Genomic DNA, 16,788 nt, shown 5'->3' with positions numbered 1-16,788 from the left:
CGAACTGCGTGCCAAGTCACGAATAGCCAGGACCGGGACGCATCCGAGGGCCCGCCGCGGCAGGCGGCAGGCGGCAGGCGGCAGGCCCGGGGCAGGATCAGGCGGCCAGGCCAGGCGGACGCGGCGGGCTACAGGCGCGCTTCGGCTGGTTCTCTGCGCTGTGTTCCAGGTCCATGCAGGGCGCGGCTAGCATCCTGGCCAAGGCATGTCCGCTGAACCGAAGGGTGCTCGTGGCGCAGGTTGTCCGACGGCAGCGCGTGAGTGCGTACGTGGGGTACTACGCATTCGGGTTGCAGGAGTCCGACGACGCAGACCTTCCCATACCGTTTCCCGACGACTTCCACCGCGACGCATTCCTCGGCACCCATACGGGGCGTCTGGACATCACAAGTGGCGGTCACACCCACACCGCCACGGTGGACGTCGAGGTGTGGGACGCAACTCCGCCGCCGCAGGATCCTGCGGACTGGGATGAGCAAGCCGACACTGATTTCGAGTCGACGAGCGGACAGCTTGCGGTGTGGTCGATGCACACGGGCCGGATGGACGAGGTCATCAAACTGGCGGACTCGGGCGGCTCCTGGCGTGTCCGGGTCAGCTGTGGCCGGGCCGAGGCCGCTGCGCTGTCGGAGGGCCAAGGCACCGGTGTCGGAGTGGAGCGCTACCTCATCCAGTTCTGGCCGGCCGACGCATAGAGACTGGTAGCGCTGCGGCGGGAGCGGTCTTGTGGTCGCCCCCGCCGGGCAAGGGTCAGATCAGGTCCTGAACAGCGAGAACCACCCTGAAGCGCAGCTGCGGCGGGGGTGCCAACTCCCCCACTGCGTGAACCGGGGCGTAGCCGGTCGGCTGCGCCCCGGGGGTGATCAGTCCTGGACGAGGTGCAGGGCGCGGGCCTGAGCGGCGGTGTCGAGCGCCGGGGCGCACCACTGGATGCTGTCGAGGACGATCAGGTCGGTGACATCGTCAAAGCCCTGTGCGCTGGCGAGCATCCGGATGTAGTAGGAGAACGCGAGGGCGTCGAGCGCGTCGGCCGGGGGGTTCTTGCGCAGCGCGGCGACGTAGGCCAGCGCGAGCGTCCGAAGATTTCGGACTCGATGATCTCTTCGACCTTCCAGCCCGCGCGGCGCGTGAGCGGCACCATGCGGGCCAGCAGGTGGCCCATGGCGTCCTCCATCTCGGCCTCGGTGTACGGCATTTCCGGCTCGGCCGCGCGGGCCGGGGCGCAGAACGCCCCCGTCGAACGGCTCCCCGGCCTGCGCCGTGCGTGAGAGCGCACCTGCTGCACCGACGGGTCCGCTGCGCCGTGCCGTAGTCACCGGTTTCTCCGCCACTGGCCGGAGAAACCGGAAGCGCACAGCGCTGATTCGCTCGGTGTGGCGGCTGGGCCGTCCGTGGCCTGGGGGTGTGGCATGGGGCGCGTGACCCGCAATCATGGCACCGGACGGCTTCGCCGCCTCGTTCACCGACAAGCCGCGACACGTCGCCGACGGCTTCGTGGGCCACGTACCGAAGGGGCCGGGAACAGGCAACCGGGGCCGTTGGTCGCCCTGTGATCCTCAGCCTGCCCGGCCTCGCGGCACTCGCCGCGCCGCTGCGCGGCCCCTCGGATGTCAGAGCCCTCCCCTACGGTCATGCACCGTCCCGACCAAGCAGCCGTCACGATGAGGACGCCCTACGTCCCACTGCCCGCCGAGGTCTACGACGCCCCGCTGCCGCTGGACGCCTACCGCCAGGCCCCGCCCGTCGAGAACAGAGGACGTAGCTGACCGCGATCGAGCGCCTGATGGACACCCACCGAATCGCGCGACAACCGGCCGCAGCCGCGGACCGCGTCGCGCTCAACAACACCGTCGAACATCTGGCGGCCGGCGACGCCCAGTCGAGCGCCTGACTGCTGCGCGAGTTCGACGCCTCCCGGCACCCACCGGGGCAAGCACGCCCCGTTCGCCCACGAGTGACACAGCGCCGGCGGATCGCGCCCCTACCTACGCCAGGAGTACGTGGCCTGGCTCGCCGACCGCAGCAACGACAGGTGACCAGCAGTTCTCACGTTCGTTGAAGACGCCGAGGCCCGTTCAACGCCGCCACCGGTTGGGCATCCGGCTGATGCCGCACCCACGTCCGCTCTGGTGGGCGGCATCGGCCGTGCGCCCCGGCGGCGCGGGCGACGTCCGGCCGATGCTGCCTGCCGCCGGGGCAGTCCCTCACGAGTGACGCACCGTCCGTTCGGTCGTTGCAGACGACACAGGCCGCCGGAAATTCTGTACATCGTTCAGAGTTTCCGGTCCCGCCGCCGAGACCCGCACTCCACAGCCCGGGGGTGCGGGTCTCGCGCATGGTGGCCCGCCCCGGCCTCTGGACTCCGGATAGGCTCCCCCTATAAAGGGCACACCCGCGCCAGGGCTGGCCAGGAGCCGTCAAATCGGCTTCTAGCTAGAACGCCGAGGAAGACTCGCACGCCGAATCGGAGATGATGTACGTCCTCCCGCCGGTGTAGTACTTTCCGTTCACTCTGGTGCACCACCTTTGATTCCCAGAGCGGTTCGGTGCGGCTGCGGTGTCGGAGATGTGCGGCGCTGCGGTCACGCCGGTCTCCGTTTTGCCCTCGAAGGCACCGTCAGCCGTAATTGTCACCGTGATCTCCACGTCGGCCCACGGCGAGCAGTAAGCATGACCTGTCGCATAGACAGTGCCATGGGAGTAGAACGGCGTGGCGGCAACCGCGTAGCAACTGGTGGCCGCCGCACTTGAGGTGTCCGCGTGCGCGACACCAGGTGCGGCGATTGAACCAGTAGCGGCCGCAGCACACAGTAATCCCGCAGCTACGTTTCTCCTCATGAATTCCTCCTGTTGAGACCTGCCGGCGACTTCGTCGCCAGCAGCGGAACGCCACACTCCTATCGTCAGACTTCCACTTCGAACTCCGTGCGCAGAGACCGAGGGAGGAAAGCCGCTGCACCGATGTTCCCCGAGGCCGCCTACGGGCGGTGGCTCAGGTTTGGGACCATGCCGGTCCCCAGCAGTTGGACGTCCGCTGCGTGGAAACGTTGAAATCGCAGAGCTCGTAATAGATCAAGCCGTGTTCTTCGAATCTCTTGTTGACGTTCGTCCAACCGGCGGCCTTGCCGTGATCGTTGTAGATCACGCCGCTGCGGCTTGGGTACCCCGGGTTGCTGTAACTCCACTTGATGGCGACGGGAAGGTTGTCCGCGTCTTCATCCTTGAGCCAGAACCATTCACCGTCCGGCTCGAAGCACGCGGTGGCGTTCCAGTCGCTGAGCCCACAGGCCCGAGAGTCCTTCGGACCGCTCCCGCCGACCACCGACGCTCGCTGAACACCGTCGGCCGCCGAGGCCGGTGAGGCGGCGAAGCCTAGGACGAGCGCGGCGCCGAACAGCCCGCTCGCAAGAGTCCGTCCTAATCGCACGATTGCTCCTCTCTGCAGTAAATGATCATGCACCTGACCACTTGTCAGGCAGCGAAACGGCCGCACCACGGGCCGCTTCCGGATTCAGCTGGGGCAACTCCCGACTGACAGCCTCAAGAGTGACGGGGATAGAGAAGAAAGCTAGTAGAAGAGGGCCGTCCCGGACTGTCCCGGACAGGGGATGGGCTGTCCGGCCTGGCCAGAGCCCTGTCCGGGACAGGGCTGCCGCAGTAGATGCCGGATTTACTGCGGCAGAGCCCCTACGGTGATCACCGCGACCTGTGACGGGCGATTCCGGCCGCCGGGACGAGGTGTACGCATTTAGTGCGGCAGTACCGGAAGGGTTGGGGCGGGCGCGATGATCGAACCAGCGACCGAACTCGGGAGCGGGGGCGCGCTCAGGCTGCCGTGCGCCCGGGTGGCGCCCCTGTCCGCCCCTCCGGCCACGTACACCGCGGCGGTGGAGCGTTACCTCATCGGTGCGGGCATCGCGAAGTCCTCCGCGCGGATCTACCGCATCCGGACGAACTGGAGACGCCGGCACCTCCGGCGGGGGTGAGGTGCTCGAACCTGTTCTCGTAGTAGCTACGGCGAACGAGCCGGTCAGCTTCGGTAGGGGTCGGCGTACGGTTCGAGGGACTGACGGACCGTCTCCTGGACAGATGCCATCCGCGGCCCGGGCCCGTAGAAGCGCGCCCTGGCCTTTCCGTGCGGGATGAACCAGTCCAGGCGGACGAGCTCAGGCATGTCGCGGATGGCCTGCTGGTCGGAGAGTTCGGCGTCCTACTGGTAGACGGTGCGTCGCACCTTCGATCCCCGACGCCGTGGACGTCGAGCAGATCAGGAGTAGTCGCTTTGCCGCAACTGGTCGAGCAAGTGATCCTGCGGATCGAGGAATCGACCGCCGCCGCGGGCGGTCGGCAGGTCGGAGATGACGGACAGACCAGGGCCCGGTTCGTGGTGGGGCTAGCCCTCCGCCAGCCCCTCCCAGTGGTCGGCGAGCGCCTGCAGCGCGGCCACGAACGGGGCGCGCTCCGTCTCGTCGAAAGTCTCCAGGAGGATCTTGTCGAGCATCCGGGCACGGTCGTTGGACTCGCGGAGAGCCTCCCGGCCCGCGTCGGTGAGGTAGAGCAGTTTGCGGCGACCGTCGGCGGCCGCGGTACGGCGGGCAAGCAGGCCGCGGTTTTCCAGCCTGCGGGCCACATCGGCCATGGTGGAGGTGTCCAGGGTTACGGCGGCAGCCATGGAACGCTGGTCGCGGCCCGGGTTGGCTTCCACTGCCTGCAGTACCGCGAACTGGGGACCTGTCAGTACCCGGTCCACCTCGCGCGCCCACACCGCGAGATACGCCTGGTAGAGACGGCGGACCTGATAGCCGGGGGCGGTGATCAGGGCAGCGGGAATCTCCGGGGTGCTCTCGGCAGGCGCGGTCTGGTCAGCCATGGGGCCTACTTAAGCACGCACGGCCGACTCCGAGCGAGAGCGGGGTGGCGGTATCGCGCCCACCACCTGGCGCGACGCGGCTGCGCAACGCCGCTCGCGTCCCTCCCCGGGCCACGACCGCCGGATGCCGGAGCTCGTGCGGAACGACGTCACGGAGCCGGCTCCGTGAGGGACTGCTCGGCCCAGTGACCTTCCCCTCCGGCAGGTAGCGGGTGCCCCAGCGTGGGTGAACTGGGAGATGAGGAGCAGGCCGCGGCCGCCCTCGTCGGTCGTCTTCGAATGGCGCAGGTGAGGGGCGGTGGCTCCGCCGTCGAAGACCTCGCTGATCAGAGACCGCTCCAGGATCAAGCGCAGCCGGATGGGACCCGACGGCACGCCGCATCGCACTGGTGACGATTTCGCTGACCATGAGTTCGGTGGTGAAGGACAGTTCCTCCAGCCCCCACGCGGCGAGCTGCCGAGTGCTCTTCCTACGGGCCTCGGCGACGACGGCCGGGTCGACCGGCAGGTCCCAGGTGGCGACCTGTTCGGTGCCGAGGCTCCTGGTGCGCACCGTCAACAGCGCCGCGTCGTCCTGCGGACGGACGGGGACCAGTGCGTCGACCACGGCCCGGCACCGGTGGTGAAGTGACGCGTCGGCGCGCTCCAGGTGCCGGCGCAGACGCTCTCTCGCCGCTTCCAGGTCCGTGACCCGGCCTTCGCCCGTGCCTTCCGCGCCTTCGGCCTGGAGGAGGCCGTCGGTGTGCAGCGCGATCGTGGTGCCTTCCGCCAGGTCGAGTTCTACCGCCTCGAAGGGCAGACCGCCCACGCCGAGGGCTGGTCCGGCGGGCAGCTCGACGAACGTGACGGTGCCGTCGGGGCCGACGAGTCCCGGCACCGGGTGTCCCGCATCGGCCATGACACACCGGCCGGTGACCGGGTCGTAGACCGCGTACAGGCAGCCAGCTCCCACCCTCCGGTGGCCGTCGGCGGCCGAGGCGCCGGCTTCGGCGTTCTCGTCCCGCGCGGCCTGAACAACCAGGTCGTCGAGGTGGGCGAGCACCTCCTCGGGAGACAGGTCCAGGTCGGCAAGGGTGCGTACGGCGGTGCACAGTTGTCCCATCGCCGCGGCCGCGTCGATGCCGTGACCGGGGACCTCGCCCACCACCAGCGCTACCCGCGCCCCGGACAGCGGAATGACGTCGTACCAGTCGCCGCCGAGGCCGGAGAGCTCGTCGGCCGGCCGGTAGCAGACTGCCACCTCCACCGCGTCCTGTTCCGGAAGTCGGTGCAGGTTGCGCTGCAGAACGATGGCCGCGTCGCGCTCACGGGTGTAACGGCGGGCGTTGTCGATGCAGACCGCGGCGCGGGCGACCAGGTCCTCGGCCAGGCTGAGGCCTTCCTCGTAGAACGCTTCCTGTTCCAGGATTCCGCGGCTCATGTCCCATCCCGGAGCACGGCCGAAGTCCTCGAGGAGTACCCGCCACCGTTCCTGGCCGGGCACCTCTGCGGCCAGGACGATCCGCACCATCAGCCTGACCGGATGCCCGTCGCGGTGCCGGGCCGTCAGCAGGCCGGCCCAGCCGCCGTTCGCACGGCATCGCTCGGCCAGCTCCGGCAGCCGCGCCACGTCTTCGGGAAGCAGCAGGTCCGCTGCGGTTCGGCCGACTGCCTCGGTGGCCGGACTTGCAGACGCTCCGCGTCCGGGGTCCAGCTGGTCACCGCCGCGTGCGAGTCCAGCAGCAACGGCGCGGCATCGGCCACGTCGAATCGCTGTCGGACCACGTCGTGCTGCTCGTCATTCTCCACGGGGGAACTCTCCGTCCCTGCTGAGCCGTCCCCAGCACATTCCTTCACCGCATGCGTCTTTCGTCCGGTTCCTTCCCTGTACGCGACTTCCGCCGGTCCAGCCGCCACAGGGCTTCCGTGAGGTAGGGCGGGCTGCGCGGTCAAGGACTGGAATCGAGGTGAATCGGGCCTGCCCGGTCGACCAGCCGAAGGCCGCTGGCCCCCCGCTTCAGGGCAACGATCTCGGCTGCGATGGACATCGCGGTCTCCTCCGGGGTGCGGGCGCCCAGGTCCAGGCCGATCGGGCTGGACAGCCGTTCCAGTTCGGCCTCGGTGAGCCCTGCCTCCGTCAGCCGGCTCCACCGGTCCTGGTGGGTGCCCCGGGAGCCCATCGCGCCGATGTAGCCGACGTCGGGCAGGCGCAGCGCGACCTCGAGCAGCGGAACGTCGAACTTGTGGTCGTGGGTCAGTACGCAGATCACGGTGCGCCCGTCGATCCGCCCGGCCTCCGCCTCGGCCTTCAGGTAGCGGTGCGGCCACTCCACCACGACCTCGTCCGCGCCGGGCAGCCGGGCGGCGGTGGCGAACGCCGGGCGCGCATCGCACACCGTGACCCGGTAGCCGAGGAACGAGCCCGCCTGGGCCAGGGCGGCCGCGAAGTCGATGGCGCCGAACACGATCATCCGGGGCGGCGGTGCGAAGGACTCGACGAACACGTCCAGCCCTTCACCGAAGACCTCCGAATCCTGGCCGCGGCACGGTCCGTCCGCGCCGTAGCGCAGCACACCGGCGCGGCCGGCTTCCAGCAGGCCGCGGGCGTCCCGGCAGAGCAGACCGTCCAGCCGGTCCGAGCCGGTGCCGCCCGCCGCCCGGTCCGGCCAGACGACCAGTCGGCGACCGAGGTGTTCCGGCGCTCGGGCGATCACGGTGGCCACCGCGACCGGCCGTCGGGCCCGCACCGTCTCGGCCACCTCACCCAGCTGCGGGAACGTGGCGGGGTCGACCTTCTCCACGAACACATCGAGGGTGCCGCCGCAGGTGAGCCCGACCGCGAAGACATCGACGTCGGCATCGTCGTCGGACACTCCGTACCGCTGGAGCACCGGCCGGGCCCCGGCGAGCACCTCCTGGCCGAGGTCGTAGACGGCGCTTTCGACGCAGCCGCCCGAGACACTGCCGACCGCCTCGCCGCCGGGGCCCACCAGCATCGAAGCACCCGGCTGACGAGGAGCGGAGTGGTGGGTGGCCACGACAGTGGCCAGCGCCGACGCCTTGCCCTCGGCCCACCAGGCCAGCAGCGGGTCCAGCACGTCACGCATGCGCCACTCCTTTCGGCACCGGACCGCGCCCAGGTCGTATGTGCCCTCAGCTCACGGCAGGGCTGGTCGCACGCCCGCCCAGCAGGCTTCCGGCACCCGGCACGACAGGGGGCAGGCCGAGCTCCGTCAGGATGCGGAACGCCGTCGACGTGGCTGCCGACAGCACGGGCAGCCCGGCTTCGTCCTCGACCGGCTGAATCGACGCGAGGGAGGGCATCTGCACGCAGGCCGACAGCACCAGGGCATCGGCCCGGCGCAGGTCGAGTCGCTTCCAGTGCTCGCGCAGATCGGCGGGGTCGAGGCGGGCGACCGCCAGGTTGTCGGGCACTTCGAGGCTGAGCGCGTCCACCACTTCGACGCCGGCGTCCTCGATGTAGTCGGCGACTTGGGCGGTGAGTTCCTTCATGTACGGCGTGATGATGGCGACCCGCCTGGCCCCGAGGGCCCCGATGCCGCTGAGTAGGGCACCGGCGCTGGAGACCACCGGGGCCTTTGCGCCTTCGGCGCGCAGCGCAGCGGTGATCTCGGCCTCCGCCACGCAGTGGTGGCCCGGTCCTTGGGCCATGATGGCGACCAGGCAGGCGGTGGCGACGACGTCGAGCCGGGCGTCGGCCAGTTCCAGGGCGGCTCGCTCGGTCTGCGCGTTCATCCCGCGCAGTTCCTCGGGGGTGACGTGCTTCATCCGCATCCTGCTGCTGTGGAACACGAAACGGTCGCCGGGCTCGACGGCCTCGCGGGCGTTCAGCATGCGCGGCAGTTCGGTTTCCATCGTCAGGTTGGAGCTGGGCACGATCAGGCCGATGTGATGGTCGGTCATGGGTTTGGTCCTCCGGTTGCGGCGCGGGCCGGCGCCTCTCCCCTGCTGGAGCACGCCCGAGTACGACGAGCGGTCCGGTGGCCAGGAGAAGGGCTACGAGCCCGAGGCCAGTCCCACCCAGTGGTCGGTGAGGGACGTCAGCGTGTTCAGGAAGGTTGCGTGTTCGGTCGCGCCGATCGGCTCCGTCAGGAGCCGGTCGAGCGCCCGTGCGCGGTGCTCGGCCGCACGGAGGAGGTCCTGGCCTTCCTCGGCGAGGTGAAGCAGTTTGCGTCGGCCGTCGTCGGCCGCGGTGCGGCGCGTGATCAGCCGCCGGGTTTCCAGACGGCGGGGCACGTCCGCCATCGGCGAGGTGTCCAGCGCCACAGCGGTGGCCAGGGAGCGCTGGTCGTGTCCGGAACATGCCTGGACGGTCTGGAGCACGGCGGACTCCGGGCCGGTGAGCACCGGGTCCACCTCGCGCAGCCACAGGGCGAGATATGCCTGGTACAGGCAGCGCCCTGGTAGCCGGGGGCTGCGGCCAGGGCGGTCGGGGCCTGGGGGCGGTCTCCGAAGATGGTGTCGCATCATGCATGACCACACTTACGCACGCTGTTGGGAATCGGTGCGAGGCAGGGAGAGGACGGTGCTCAGGGCCGTACGCAGGGCCGTGAGGGCGGTCGCCGGGGCGTCCCAGAAGATCATGTGCCCGGCGCCGGGAATCCGGTGCAACGGCACCGTCGGGTTGCTCCCGGCGGCCTCCCGTGCCCCGTCGGCGGTGACGACGGGGCTGTCGGCTCCGTAGAGCATGCACGCCGGCTCGGGTACACGCGGCCACCAGTCGAAGAAGTCCTCGTGCTCGAAACCGTGATGTGTCCCCGCGATGGCCGCCTCGGCGCAGCTGGACAGCCAGCGCGCCCGCAGTTCCTGCTCACGCCTCGGCCAGGTGGGCCAGGAGGCGGCCACTTCGTCGGCGTCCGTGCCTCGCCGGGCCTCGGACAGCTGTCGCGAGAACATCTCCAGGCTGGTGGGATACGGTCCCCGGCCCGGGCCACTCATGGGTGGATCGGCCAGGACGGTCCCGCGCAGGGGGACCTTGGCCCGCGCCGCGACGACCGCCGCGATCCGCGCGCCCATGGAGTGGCCGAGCAGCAGCGGGCGGTCGAGTTTCAGGCCGGTGATGAGGGCCTCGGTGTCCTCGGCGTACTCCTCCAGTCCGTAGCTCCGGCCGTCGTCCGACAGCCCCCGGCCGCGGACGTCCAGGGCCACCGGCCTGACCAGGTCGGTCAGCTCTCGGGCGACGAAGTCCACGGTGATCGCGGGACTGGTGATGCCGGGCAGGACGACCAGCGGAGGCAGATCGCCGCCGTAGTCGAGGGCGTGCAGCCGGATGCCGCCGGAGTGCACCCATCGGCTGGTGGCGGGCACGTCGGCCAGATCGGCGAGCGCGGTCTGCAGGACCGATCGCTGGAACACGGGACTCCTCCTCATGAGCGGGCGCGCCGGGCGGCGGGGGCGGGCGCGGTGCTGACGTAGCTGACGGCGTCCTCAAGGCTGATGACGTCGCCGTACTTGGCCTGGATGTCGAACAGTGCTGCGTCTGCCGGTCCGTCGGCCCGGTCGCCCACGCAGGCGTGGGGAACCAGGACCGAGAAGCCCGACTGGACGGCGTCGACGGCGGTTGCGCGTATGCAGCCGCTGGTGGTGGCGCCGCACACCACGACGGTGTCGCAGCCGAGTCCGGTCAAGGTGGCGGCGAGGTGGGTGCCGAAGAACGCGGAGGCCCCCTTCTTCACCACCAGCAGGTCGTGTCCCTGCCGCAGGGGCAACCGCGGGTCGACGGCCACCGCGTCGCTGCCCTCGACCAGCTCGCGCAGACCCGGTGCCTTGCACAGCCAGGTGACGGATTCGCCGGACGCCTCGGCCTTGGTGTAGGCGATGGCGGTGAAGATCACCGGCACGCCGGCCGGACGCCCCGCCTTGATGAGGCAGGTGGTCGCGGCCACGACGTCGGTCAGATCCGTGCCGGAGGGGTACGAGTCCTCGGTGAAGCCCCGGGTCAGGTCCACCACGACGATCGCCGGACGGCTGCCGCGCCGGACCGGGGCTCCGAAGCCGGACTTCTGGTAGGTGCGATCGGTGTCGGCACCGTAGAGTCCGCCGCTCATCGTCGCCTGCCCAGGAGTCGGCCCTGGAGGAGTCCGAACAGGAAGGCGGCGACCACCGGGCCGTACTTCTTCAGCAGCGGTACCGCGACCAGCGACAGCCCGTTGAGCTCGGCGGATATAGTGGCGGCCACGGCTGCCGCGGGAATGGACGTGGCGGAAACTGCGGCGGCGGTGGCCGTGGGCGCTGCCGCCCCGCTCTGGGTGAGGAGGAGGTTTCCGAGGTTCTGGGCGAACTGCTGGAGTATCCGGTCGGACACAGTGACGATGGCGCCCTTGCCGAACTGGGCGATCTTGCCGCGGATCACCAGGTCCGTGCTGAGGTTCAGTAGCGCGCCGTCCGGGGTCGGGACCACCTCCAGAGAGACCTCGGCCTCGGCGTCACCGCTGCCATGCGTGTCGGCGCCACTGGCGTGGACACGCAGTTGCCTCTTCTCGGCGTCGACCTCCAGGAAACGCACGGTGCCGTCGTAGGCGGCCGTGATCGGGCCCACTTTGATCTTGACGGCGCCGCGCCAGGCGTCGCCGTCACGGCCTTCGAGAGCGGCGCCCGGCATGCAGGAGGCCACTCTCTGGACGTCGCTGATCAGGGCGAACACCGCGTCGGGCGCGGCTTTGACGGGAACGGTGTTGATCAGTTGCATGGTGTCGCCTTGGTGCCAACGGCCCGCTGGGCGCGCCGGGCGGTCGCGCAGGCCTCGATCGACTCGACGATGGTCTGGTAACCGGTGCACCGGCACAGGTTCGCGGCGACCACCTCCCTGATCTCCTCCTTGGACGCCTCCGGCTGCTCCGCGAGGAAGCCTTCGGCGAGCATCAGGAATCCGGGGGTGCAGAAGCCGCACTGCAGGCCGTGGTGTTCGGTGAAGGCCCGCTGCAGGTCGCTGAGTTCGCCGGAGTCGGGGTCGGCGAGGGATTCGACGGTGGTGATCCGCGCTCCCTCCGCCTGTGCGGCGAACATGAGGCAGGCCCTAGCCGGGAGCCCGTCGACGAGGACGGTGCAGGCTCCGCAGATGCCGTGCTCGCAGCCGACGTGGGTGCCGGTCAGCCGCAGGTCGTGGCGGAGCACGTCCACCAGGGTGCGGCGCGGCGCGGTGATCACTTCGTACGACGTGCCGTTGACGTCGAGGGTGAGGAGCTGGACGTCGTCGCCCAGGCCGCTGATGTCGTTCATGGTGTCTGCTCCGGTGCTGGTGCGGTCAGGGCACGGTGGACGGTCTCCGGTGTGATGGGGGTGTTGTCGAGTTCGACGCCGGTGGCGCGCAGCGCGTCGTTGACGGCGTTGAGCACGGCGGCGGGGGCTCCGATGGTGCCGCCCTCTCCCGCGCCCTTGGCCCCGGTCTCGGTGAAGGCGCAGGGGGTTTCAAGGTGGTGGATGGTGACGTCGGGGATCTCGTGGGCGGTGGGGACCTTGTAGTCCATGAAGCTGGTGGCCGACGGCTCGCCCTGCGCGTCGTAGGTGACCTGCTCGAAGAGCGCTCCGGCGATGCCCTGGGCGATGCCGCCGCGGCACTGGCCCTCCACGACCTGCGGGTTGATAGCCACCCCGCAGTCCTCGACGCAGACGTACGCGAGGATCTCCACCTGACCGGTGCCCTCGTGCAGTTCGACGACGACTCCGTGGGTGGCGTTGGAGAAGGTGCCGTCGTTGAAGACGTCGAAGACGGCGGTGGCGGAGAGGCCAGGGTCGATGCCCTTGGGCAGCAGGTGCGACTTGAGGTACGCGGTCTCGGCCAGGTGCTCGTGGGTGAGCACGGCGTCGGGGTCGTCGCGGCGGCGCACTCCGCCCCGGTCAAGTTCGGTCTCGTCCGGGGAGATGCCCCACTCGGCGGCGGCGATCGCGCGGAGCTTGTCGCCCAGCTTGGCCGCCGCCAGGCGCACGGCGCTGCCGCCGACGGTGATCGAGCGGCTGGCGAAGGTGCCCCAGCCGTAGGTGATGCGGTCGGTGTCACCCTGGTGGAGTTTGACCTTGGCGATGTCGACGCCGAGCGCGTCGGCGACGATCTGCGCCATCGTCGTCTCGTGGCTCTGCCCGTGGCTCATGGTGCCCGTGGTGACGGTGACCGCGCCGCTGATGTCCATGCGGACCTCGGAGAGGTCGAAGCCGGGCACGACTTCCATCTTGCGCGCGGCGAAGGCGGTCGAGCCGTAGCCGGTGCGTTCGCTGAAGCAGCTGTAGCCGATCCCGATGTGCCGTCCCTCGGCCCGGGCGGCGGCCTGCCGGTCGTACCAGCCCGCCTCCTTCAGCGCCAGTTCGCACAGGTTGAGGGACTCAAGGTACGAGCCGGGGTCGTAGGTGATGTTGTTGACGCCGGTGTAGGGGAACTCGGTGATGACATTGCGGCGCCGGATCTCGACCGGGTCCAGGCCCAGTTCGCGGGCGGCGCGTTCCATGAGCCGCTCGATGACCATCACGTACTGCGGACGGCTCACGCCCCGGTAGGGGGCGGTGGGCGCCTTGTTGGTGGTGATGGCCCGGCCGCGCACCCGGTAGGCGGGCACCTTGTAGACGCCGGGCATCTCGGCGGTGGCCATCAGCGGCTCGATGCCGGCGGTGAACGGATAGCAGGAGTAGGCGCCCATGTCGCACACCACGTCCGCGTCGAGGCCCAGGATCCGGCCCTCGGCGTCGAAGGCGGCGCGTGCGGTGTAGTGCTGTTCGCGGGCAAGGAAGGACGCGGACAGGGCGTCCTTGCGGTCCTCGATCCACTTCACGGGCCGGCGGAGCCGCAGCGCCGCCGCTGCGGCGGCGATCTCCTCACGGCCGACCACGCACTTGAGGCCGAAGCCGCCGCCCATGTCCGGGACGATCACGCGGACCGCGCGTTCATGGAGCCGCAGGCAGCGTGAGGCGACGGTGCGCACCTGGTGCGGGACCTGGGTACAGGTCTGCAGGATGAGCTGTTCCTCCCGGTCGTCCCACTGCGCCACCACCCCGCGGGTCTCCAGCGGCAGCGCGTTCTGCCGGCCGGTCCTCGCCTCCACGCGGACCACGCAGGGAGCCTGGTCAAAGATCCCGTCGATGCCCTCGGTGGCAAACAAGGAGACGTCGACCAGGGTGTTGTGCACCGCCTCCTCGTGCACCGGCGGGGCACCGGGGGCGAGGGCCTGTTCCTCGTGGGTGACGGGCGGGAGGGACTCGTACGTCACCTTGGCCGCCTCCAGGCCGTCCTCGGCGGCGTACGGGTCGCGGGCGACGACCACGGCGATGGGCTCGCCGACGTAGCGGACCCGGTCGCGGGCGAGGACGGGCATGGCGGTCGGCACGAACTCCGAGAGAGGACGGCCTAGTTGGGCCATGATGTCGGCCAGCGCCAGGTCCGCGGCGGTGAACGCGGCGGCGACGCCCGGCACTCGGCGCACTTCCGTGAGATCCACGGCGGTGATCGCTCCGTGGGCGATCGTGCTGCGCACGAACTGCGCGTGGAGCATGCCGGGCAGCTCGATGTCGTCGACGAAACGGCCGTGCCCGGTCAGCAGCCGAGGATCCTCACGGCGGGTCACCGACCTGCCGACCAGCCGGTCGTCCTTGGTGGACTTCATCGGGACATCGCCTCCTCGCAGGCTCGTTCGACCAGGGTGCGGATGAGGTGCTTGCGGTACTGGGAGCTGCCGTTCGCGTCGCCCGGCGGATCCACGGCGGTCGCCGCCGCTTCCGCGCAGTCGCGGAACGAGCCGCCGGCAGCCAGCACCGCATCCGCCTCAGGGACCCGTACCGGCATCGCGGCCACGCCGCCGAGGGCGACCCGGCCGCCGCGGACGGTCGTACCTCCAGCGTCCAGGTCGACGGCAGCCGCCACGATGGCGAAGTCCCCGCGGCGCTCGGCGAACTCGGTGAGCGCCGCGTGGGGCCCGGGACGGGGGAAGACGATCTCGACCAGGATCTCGTCGGGGTCCAGGGCGGTCGTGTAGTAGCCGAGGAAGAACTCCCCGGCCGGGACACGGCGTCGGCCGCGCGGGCTGTGGGCCACGAACTCGGCGTCCAGCAGTACGGCGAGCAGACACCACTCGGCCGTGGGGTCGCCGTGCGCCATGCTGCCGCCGACCGTGCCGCGGGTGCGGATCGGCAGATGGCCGATCCACCCCATGGCGTCACGGATGACGTCGAAGCCAGCCCCCAGTTCGTGCGGCGGGGCGATCTCCACCGTGCGGTGGGTGGTGAGTGCCCCGATGTGCAGAGCGCCGTCGGCGCCGACGCCGAGATGGTCGAGCTCACGCAGGCCGCCGATGTCGACCAGGTGTCCTGGCCGGGCCAGCCGGAAGCTCATCATCGCGACCAGGCTCTGGCCGCCGGCGATGACCTTGGCGTCGTCGCCCAGCTCGGCGAGGAGCACGGCGGCGCCCTCGACGTCACGCGCCCGGTGGTAGCGGAAGGAAGCGGGCTTCATGTCTCTCCTGTCGTACGGAACCTGACGGGGAGGTATGCCCGGTCAGGCGGGGCGAAGCCTCAGAGCACCGCCTGACCGGGTCCCGGTACCGGGACCCGGTGGGGTCCCGGCGCGTCCTCGGTGGCGTCGTCGAGCGCCCGTCCCCTGGTCTCGGGAGCCGCGACCGCCGTCCAGACGACGGCCGCCACAACGGCCAGGGCCAGCACCGCGAAGGTCAGGGGCAGCCCCAGCAGCGGCCACAGCACCGAGCCGAACAGCAGCGGTGCGAAGCCGGTCAGCACCCGGCTGAAGGACGACGCCCAGCCGAAGCCGCTAGCCCGCAGCAGCGTCGGGTACAGCTCGGACACGTAGGCGTACATCGCGGGGATGGTCAGCTGCATCAGGAATCCAAAGACACCGATGGCCACGACGGACCCTGTGGGCATGTCCAACAGGAGCGCGAACGCCACCAGCGCGAGCGCGGCGAGCGGGGCCGTGGCGCCGATGAGCCACTTCCGGCCCACCAGGTCCACCAGGAGGGTGGACGCCAGGACCGCGACGATACCGACGCCGCTCATCAGCGTGGTGCTCATGAAGGCGGCCCTGTCGCCGAGGCCCTGCTCCTTGAGGATGGACGGCATCCAGCTCAGCGCCGCGTAGTACACCAGCATCACGGTGGCGAACAGCAGCCAGGCAGCAGACGTGATCCGCGCGCTGAACCTCCAGACGTCGCGGAGCTGCTCGAATGCGACTCGAGGCCCCTTCGCCTTGCCCTCGTCCACCGGGACGGGGATGACGTACGGCTCGACAGGCGCTCCGGTGCGGGCCACCAGGTCGTCGATGACGGTGCGCGCCTCGGCTTCTCTGCCCTTCTTGCTGAGGTAGACCGGCGACTCCGGGACACCCCGGCGCACCCAGAACAGCAGCAGCGCCGGGAGGGCCATCGTGGTGAGCATCCATCGCCAGTTGTTGTCGAGTGTCAACATGGCGGTCGATACGAGACCGCACAGCGTCACGCCGATCGGCCACCACACGTCCAGCGCGGTGAGCACCCGCCCGCGGTACTTCCGCGGGGAGAACTCCGCCACCAGGGCATAGTCGACGGGGATACAGCCGCCGAGTCCGATGCCGGCCACGAAGCGGAGGGCCAGGAAGACGGCGTAGCTCGGGGAAAGGGCGCCGAGCACCGAGAACACCGCGAAGATCAGCAGCGTGACGCTGAAGGCCTTCTTGCGGCCGATGCGGTCGGCGACCCCGCCCCAGATGACCGCGCCCAGGGCCATGCCGACCAGGTTGGCGGTGGCCACGAGGCCGCGCTGGGAGAGCGTCAGATCGAAGTGCTCACCCAGCAGCGGCATCAGAAAGCCGTTGAGGGCGATGTCGTAGGCGTCGAACAAGTAGCCGAGGCCGCCGATGATGAAGATCTTGCCCTGGACCGACCATCTCCAAGGGAGGTCCTGAACAATTTGGTCGCCTGTTTTCACGTGTGCTCCACGGGGGTGTTCAA

Annotated in this window: 17 protein-coding genes and 1 pseudogene; 3 read left to right on the top strand and 15 right to left on the bottom strand. The window is 70.1% G+C overall.

What is annotated here, in order from left to right; genetic code table 11:
• Positions 1 to 257: 257 nt before the first annotated feature.
• A complete protein-coding gene (locus OG293_RS36920) occupies positions 258 to 695 on the top strand; it encodes a hypothetical protein (RefSeq protein ID WP_406003106.1) in 438 nt (145 codons plus the stop codon).
• A 168-nt stretch (positions 696 to 863) separates the two neighbouring features.
• Here OG293_RS36920 and OG293_RS36915 read toward each other — a convergent pair whose 3' ends face one another.
• Positions 864 to 989 (bottom strand): hypothetical protein, encoded by a 126-nt coding sequence (locus OG293_RS36915; protein ID WP_406003105.1) that lies wholly within the window; start codon positions 987 to 989, stop codon positions 864 to 866.
• A gap of 642 nt (positions 990 to 1,631) precedes the next feature.
• Here OG293_RS36915 and OG293_RS36910 point away from each other — a divergent pair.
• Entirely contained in the window at positions 1,632 to 1,766 is a 135-nt protein-coding gene (locus tag OG293_RS36910) for a hypothetical protein (RefSeq protein WP_406003104.1), read from the top strand.
• Positions 1,767 to 2,992: 1,226 nt separating this feature from the next.
• On the opposite strand, the gene OG293_RS36905 is transcribed toward OG293_RS36910, so the two are convergent.
• Positions 2,993 to 3,427 carry a hypothetical protein gene (locus OG293_RS36905; protein ID WP_406003103.1) on the bottom strand — a complete coding sequence of 145 codons (435 nt, stop codon included), beginning with the start codon at positions 3,425 to 3,427 and terminating at the stop codon, positions 2,993 to 2,995.
• A gap of 358 nt (positions 3,428 to 3,785) precedes the next feature.
• Between OG293_RS36905 and OG293_RS36900 the strand changes: the two genes are divergently transcribed.
• Positions 3,786 to 3,986: a hypothetical protein gene (locus tag OG293_RS36900; RefSeq protein WP_406003102.1), complete on the top strand. Its 201-nt coding sequence runs from the start codon at positions 3,786 to 3,788 to the stop codon at positions 3,984 to 3,986.
• Between the two features lie 44 nt (positions 3,987 to 4,030).
• On the opposite strand, the gene OG293_RS36895 is transcribed toward OG293_RS36900, so the two are convergent.
• The 13 genes and pseudogenes from OG293_RS36895 to OG293_RS36835 form a co-directional block, all read right to left on the bottom strand.
• Positions 4,031 to 4,174 (bottom strand): hypothetical protein, encoded by a 144-nt coding sequence (locus OG293_RS36895; protein ID WP_406003101.1) that lies wholly within the window; start codon positions 4,172 to 4,174, stop codon positions 4,031 to 4,033.
• Between the two features lie 219 nt (positions 4,175 to 4,393).
• On the bottom strand, positions 4,394 to 4,870 hold the full coding sequence (locus tag OG293_RS36890) for a MarR family winged helix-turn-helix transcriptional regulator (protein ID WP_406003100.1): 477 nt from the start codon (positions 4,868 to 4,870) through the stop codon (positions 4,394 to 4,396).
• 149 nt (positions 4,871 to 5,019) lie between these two features.
• Positions 5,020 to 6,658: pseudogene (locus OG293_RS36885) on the bottom strand (SpoIIE family protein phosphatase).
• A 140-nt stretch (positions 6,659 to 6,798) separates the two neighbouring features.
• Entirely contained in the window at positions 6,799 to 7,956 is a 1,158-nt protein-coding gene (locus OG293_RS36880) for an XdhC family protein (protein WP_406003099.1), read from the bottom strand.
• Between the two features lie 46 nt (positions 7,957 to 8,002).
• Positions 8,003 to 8,773, bottom strand: a complete 771-nt coding sequence (locus OG293_RS36875; protein WP_406003098.1) for an Asp/Glu racemase — start codon at positions 8,771 to 8,773, stop codon at positions 8,003 to 8,005.
• A 93-nt stretch (positions 8,774 to 8,866) separates the two neighbouring features.
• A complete protein-coding gene (locus OG293_RS36870) occupies positions 8,867 to 9,217 on the bottom strand; it encodes a MarR family winged helix-turn-helix transcriptional regulator (RefSeq protein WP_406003097.1) in 351 nt (116 codons plus the stop codon).
• Positions 9,218 to 9,352: 135 nt separating this feature from the next.
• On the bottom strand, positions 9,353 to 10,240 hold the full coding sequence (locus tag OG293_RS36865; protein WP_406003096.1) for an alpha/beta fold hydrolase: 888 nt from the start codon (positions 10,238 to 10,240) through the stop codon (positions 9,353 to 9,355).
• Complete coding sequence (locus tag OG293_RS36860; protein ID WP_406003095.1) at positions 10,237 to 10,917, bottom strand: isochorismatase family protein; 681 nt, start codon at positions 10,915 to 10,917, stop codon at positions 10,237 to 10,239. Before OG293_RS36860 ends, OG293_RS36865 begins: the two co-directional genes overlap by 4 nt.
• Positions 10,914 to 11,558 (bottom strand): SRPBCC family protein, encoded by a 645-nt coding sequence (locus tag OG293_RS36855; protein WP_406003094.1) that lies wholly within the window; start codon positions 11,556 to 11,558, stop codon positions 10,914 to 10,916. The genes OG293_RS36860 and OG293_RS36855 overlap by 4 nt, the downstream gene beginning before the upstream one ends.
• On the bottom strand, positions 11,549 to 12,088 hold the full coding sequence (locus OG293_RS36850) for a (2Fe-2S)-binding protein (RefSeq protein WP_406003093.1): 540 nt from the start codon (positions 12,086 to 12,088) through the stop codon (positions 11,549 to 11,551). Before OG293_RS36850 ends, OG293_RS36855 begins: the two co-directional genes overlap by 10 nt.
• The gene (locus OG293_RS36845) at positions 12,085 to 14,457 is read right to left on the bottom strand and encodes a xanthine dehydrogenase family protein molybdopterin-binding subunit (protein ID WP_406003092.1); all 2,373 of its coding nucleotides are present in this window, start codon (positions 14,455 to 14,457) and stop codon (positions 12,085 to 12,087) included. Before OG293_RS36845 ends, OG293_RS36850 begins: the two co-directional genes overlap by 4 nt.
• On the bottom strand, positions 14,454 to 15,302 hold the full coding sequence (locus tag OG293_RS36840) for an FAD binding domain-containing protein (protein WP_406003091.1): 849 nt from the start codon (positions 15,300 to 15,302) through the stop codon (positions 14,454 to 14,456). Before OG293_RS36840 ends, OG293_RS36845 begins: the two co-directional genes overlap by 4 nt.
• Before the next feature lie 59 nt (positions 15,303 to 15,361).
• Positions 15,362 to 16,765, bottom strand: coding sequence for an MFS transporter (locus tag OG293_RS36835; protein ID WP_406003090.1), 1,404 nt, complete (start codon positions 16,763 to 16,765; stop codon positions 15,362 to 15,364).
• Between the last annotated feature and the right edge of the window lie 23 nt (positions 16,766 to 16,788).

The sequence above is a fragment of the Streptomyces sp. NBC_00829 genome (assembly GCF_045161795.1).
Classification (GTDB): Bacteria; Actinomycetota; Actinomycetes; order Streptomycetales; family Streptomycetaceae; genus Streptomyces.
Note: the sequence above shows the minus strand (reverse complement) of the source record. Positions and strands in the feature narration are given on the sequence as shown.

Coding starts and splice junctions, on each gene's coding strand:
- OG293_RS36840 (WP_406003091.1), bottom strand. CDS start 15,302: ATGAAGCCCGCTTCCTTCCGCTACCACCGGGCGCGTGACGTCGAGGGC.
- OG293_RS36865 (WP_406003096.1), bottom strand. CDS start 10,240: ATGAGGAGGAGTCCCGTGTTCCAGCGATCGGTCCTGCAGACCGCGCTC.
- OG293_RS36915 (WP_406003105.1), bottom strand. CDS start 989: ATGCTCGCCAGCGCACAGGGCTTTGACGATGTCACCGACCTGATCGTC.
- OG293_RS36910 (WP_406003104.1), top strand. CDS start 1,632: ATGCACCGTCCCGACCAAGCAGCCGTCACGATGAGGACGCCCTACGTC.
- OG293_RS36890 (WP_406003100.1), bottom strand. CDS start 4,870: ATGGCTGACCAGACCGCGCCTGCCGAGAGCACCCCGGAGATTCCCGCT.
- OG293_RS36855 (WP_406003094.1), bottom strand. CDS start 11,558: ATGCAACTGATCAACACCGTTCCCGTCAAAGCCGCGCCCGACGCGGTG.
- OG293_RS36900 (WP_406003102.1), top strand. CDS start 3,786: ATGATCGAACCAGCGACCGAACTCGGGAGCGGGGGCGCGCTCAGGCTG.
- OG293_RS36845 (WP_406003092.1), bottom strand. CDS start 14,457: ATGAAGTCCACCAAGGACGACCGGCTGGTCGGCAGGTCGGTGACCCGC.
- OG293_RS36860 (WP_406003095.1), bottom strand. CDS start 10,917: ATGAGCGGCGGACTCTACGGTGCCGACACCGATCGCACCTACCAGAAG.
- OG293_RS36850 (WP_406003093.1), bottom strand. CDS start 12,088: ATGAACGACATCAGCGGCCTGGGCGACGACGTCCAGCTCCTCACCCTC.
- OG293_RS36895 (WP_406003101.1), bottom strand. CDS start 4,174: ATGCCTGAGCTCGTCCGCCTGGACTGGTTCATCCCGCACGGAAAGGCC.
- OG293_RS36875 (WP_406003098.1), bottom strand. CDS start 8,773: ATGACCGACCATCACATCGGCCTGATCGTGCCCAGCTCCAACCTGACG.
- OG293_RS36880 (WP_406003099.1), bottom strand. CDS start 7,956: ATGCGTGACGTGCTGGACCCGCTGCTGGCCTGGTGGGCCGAGGGCAAG.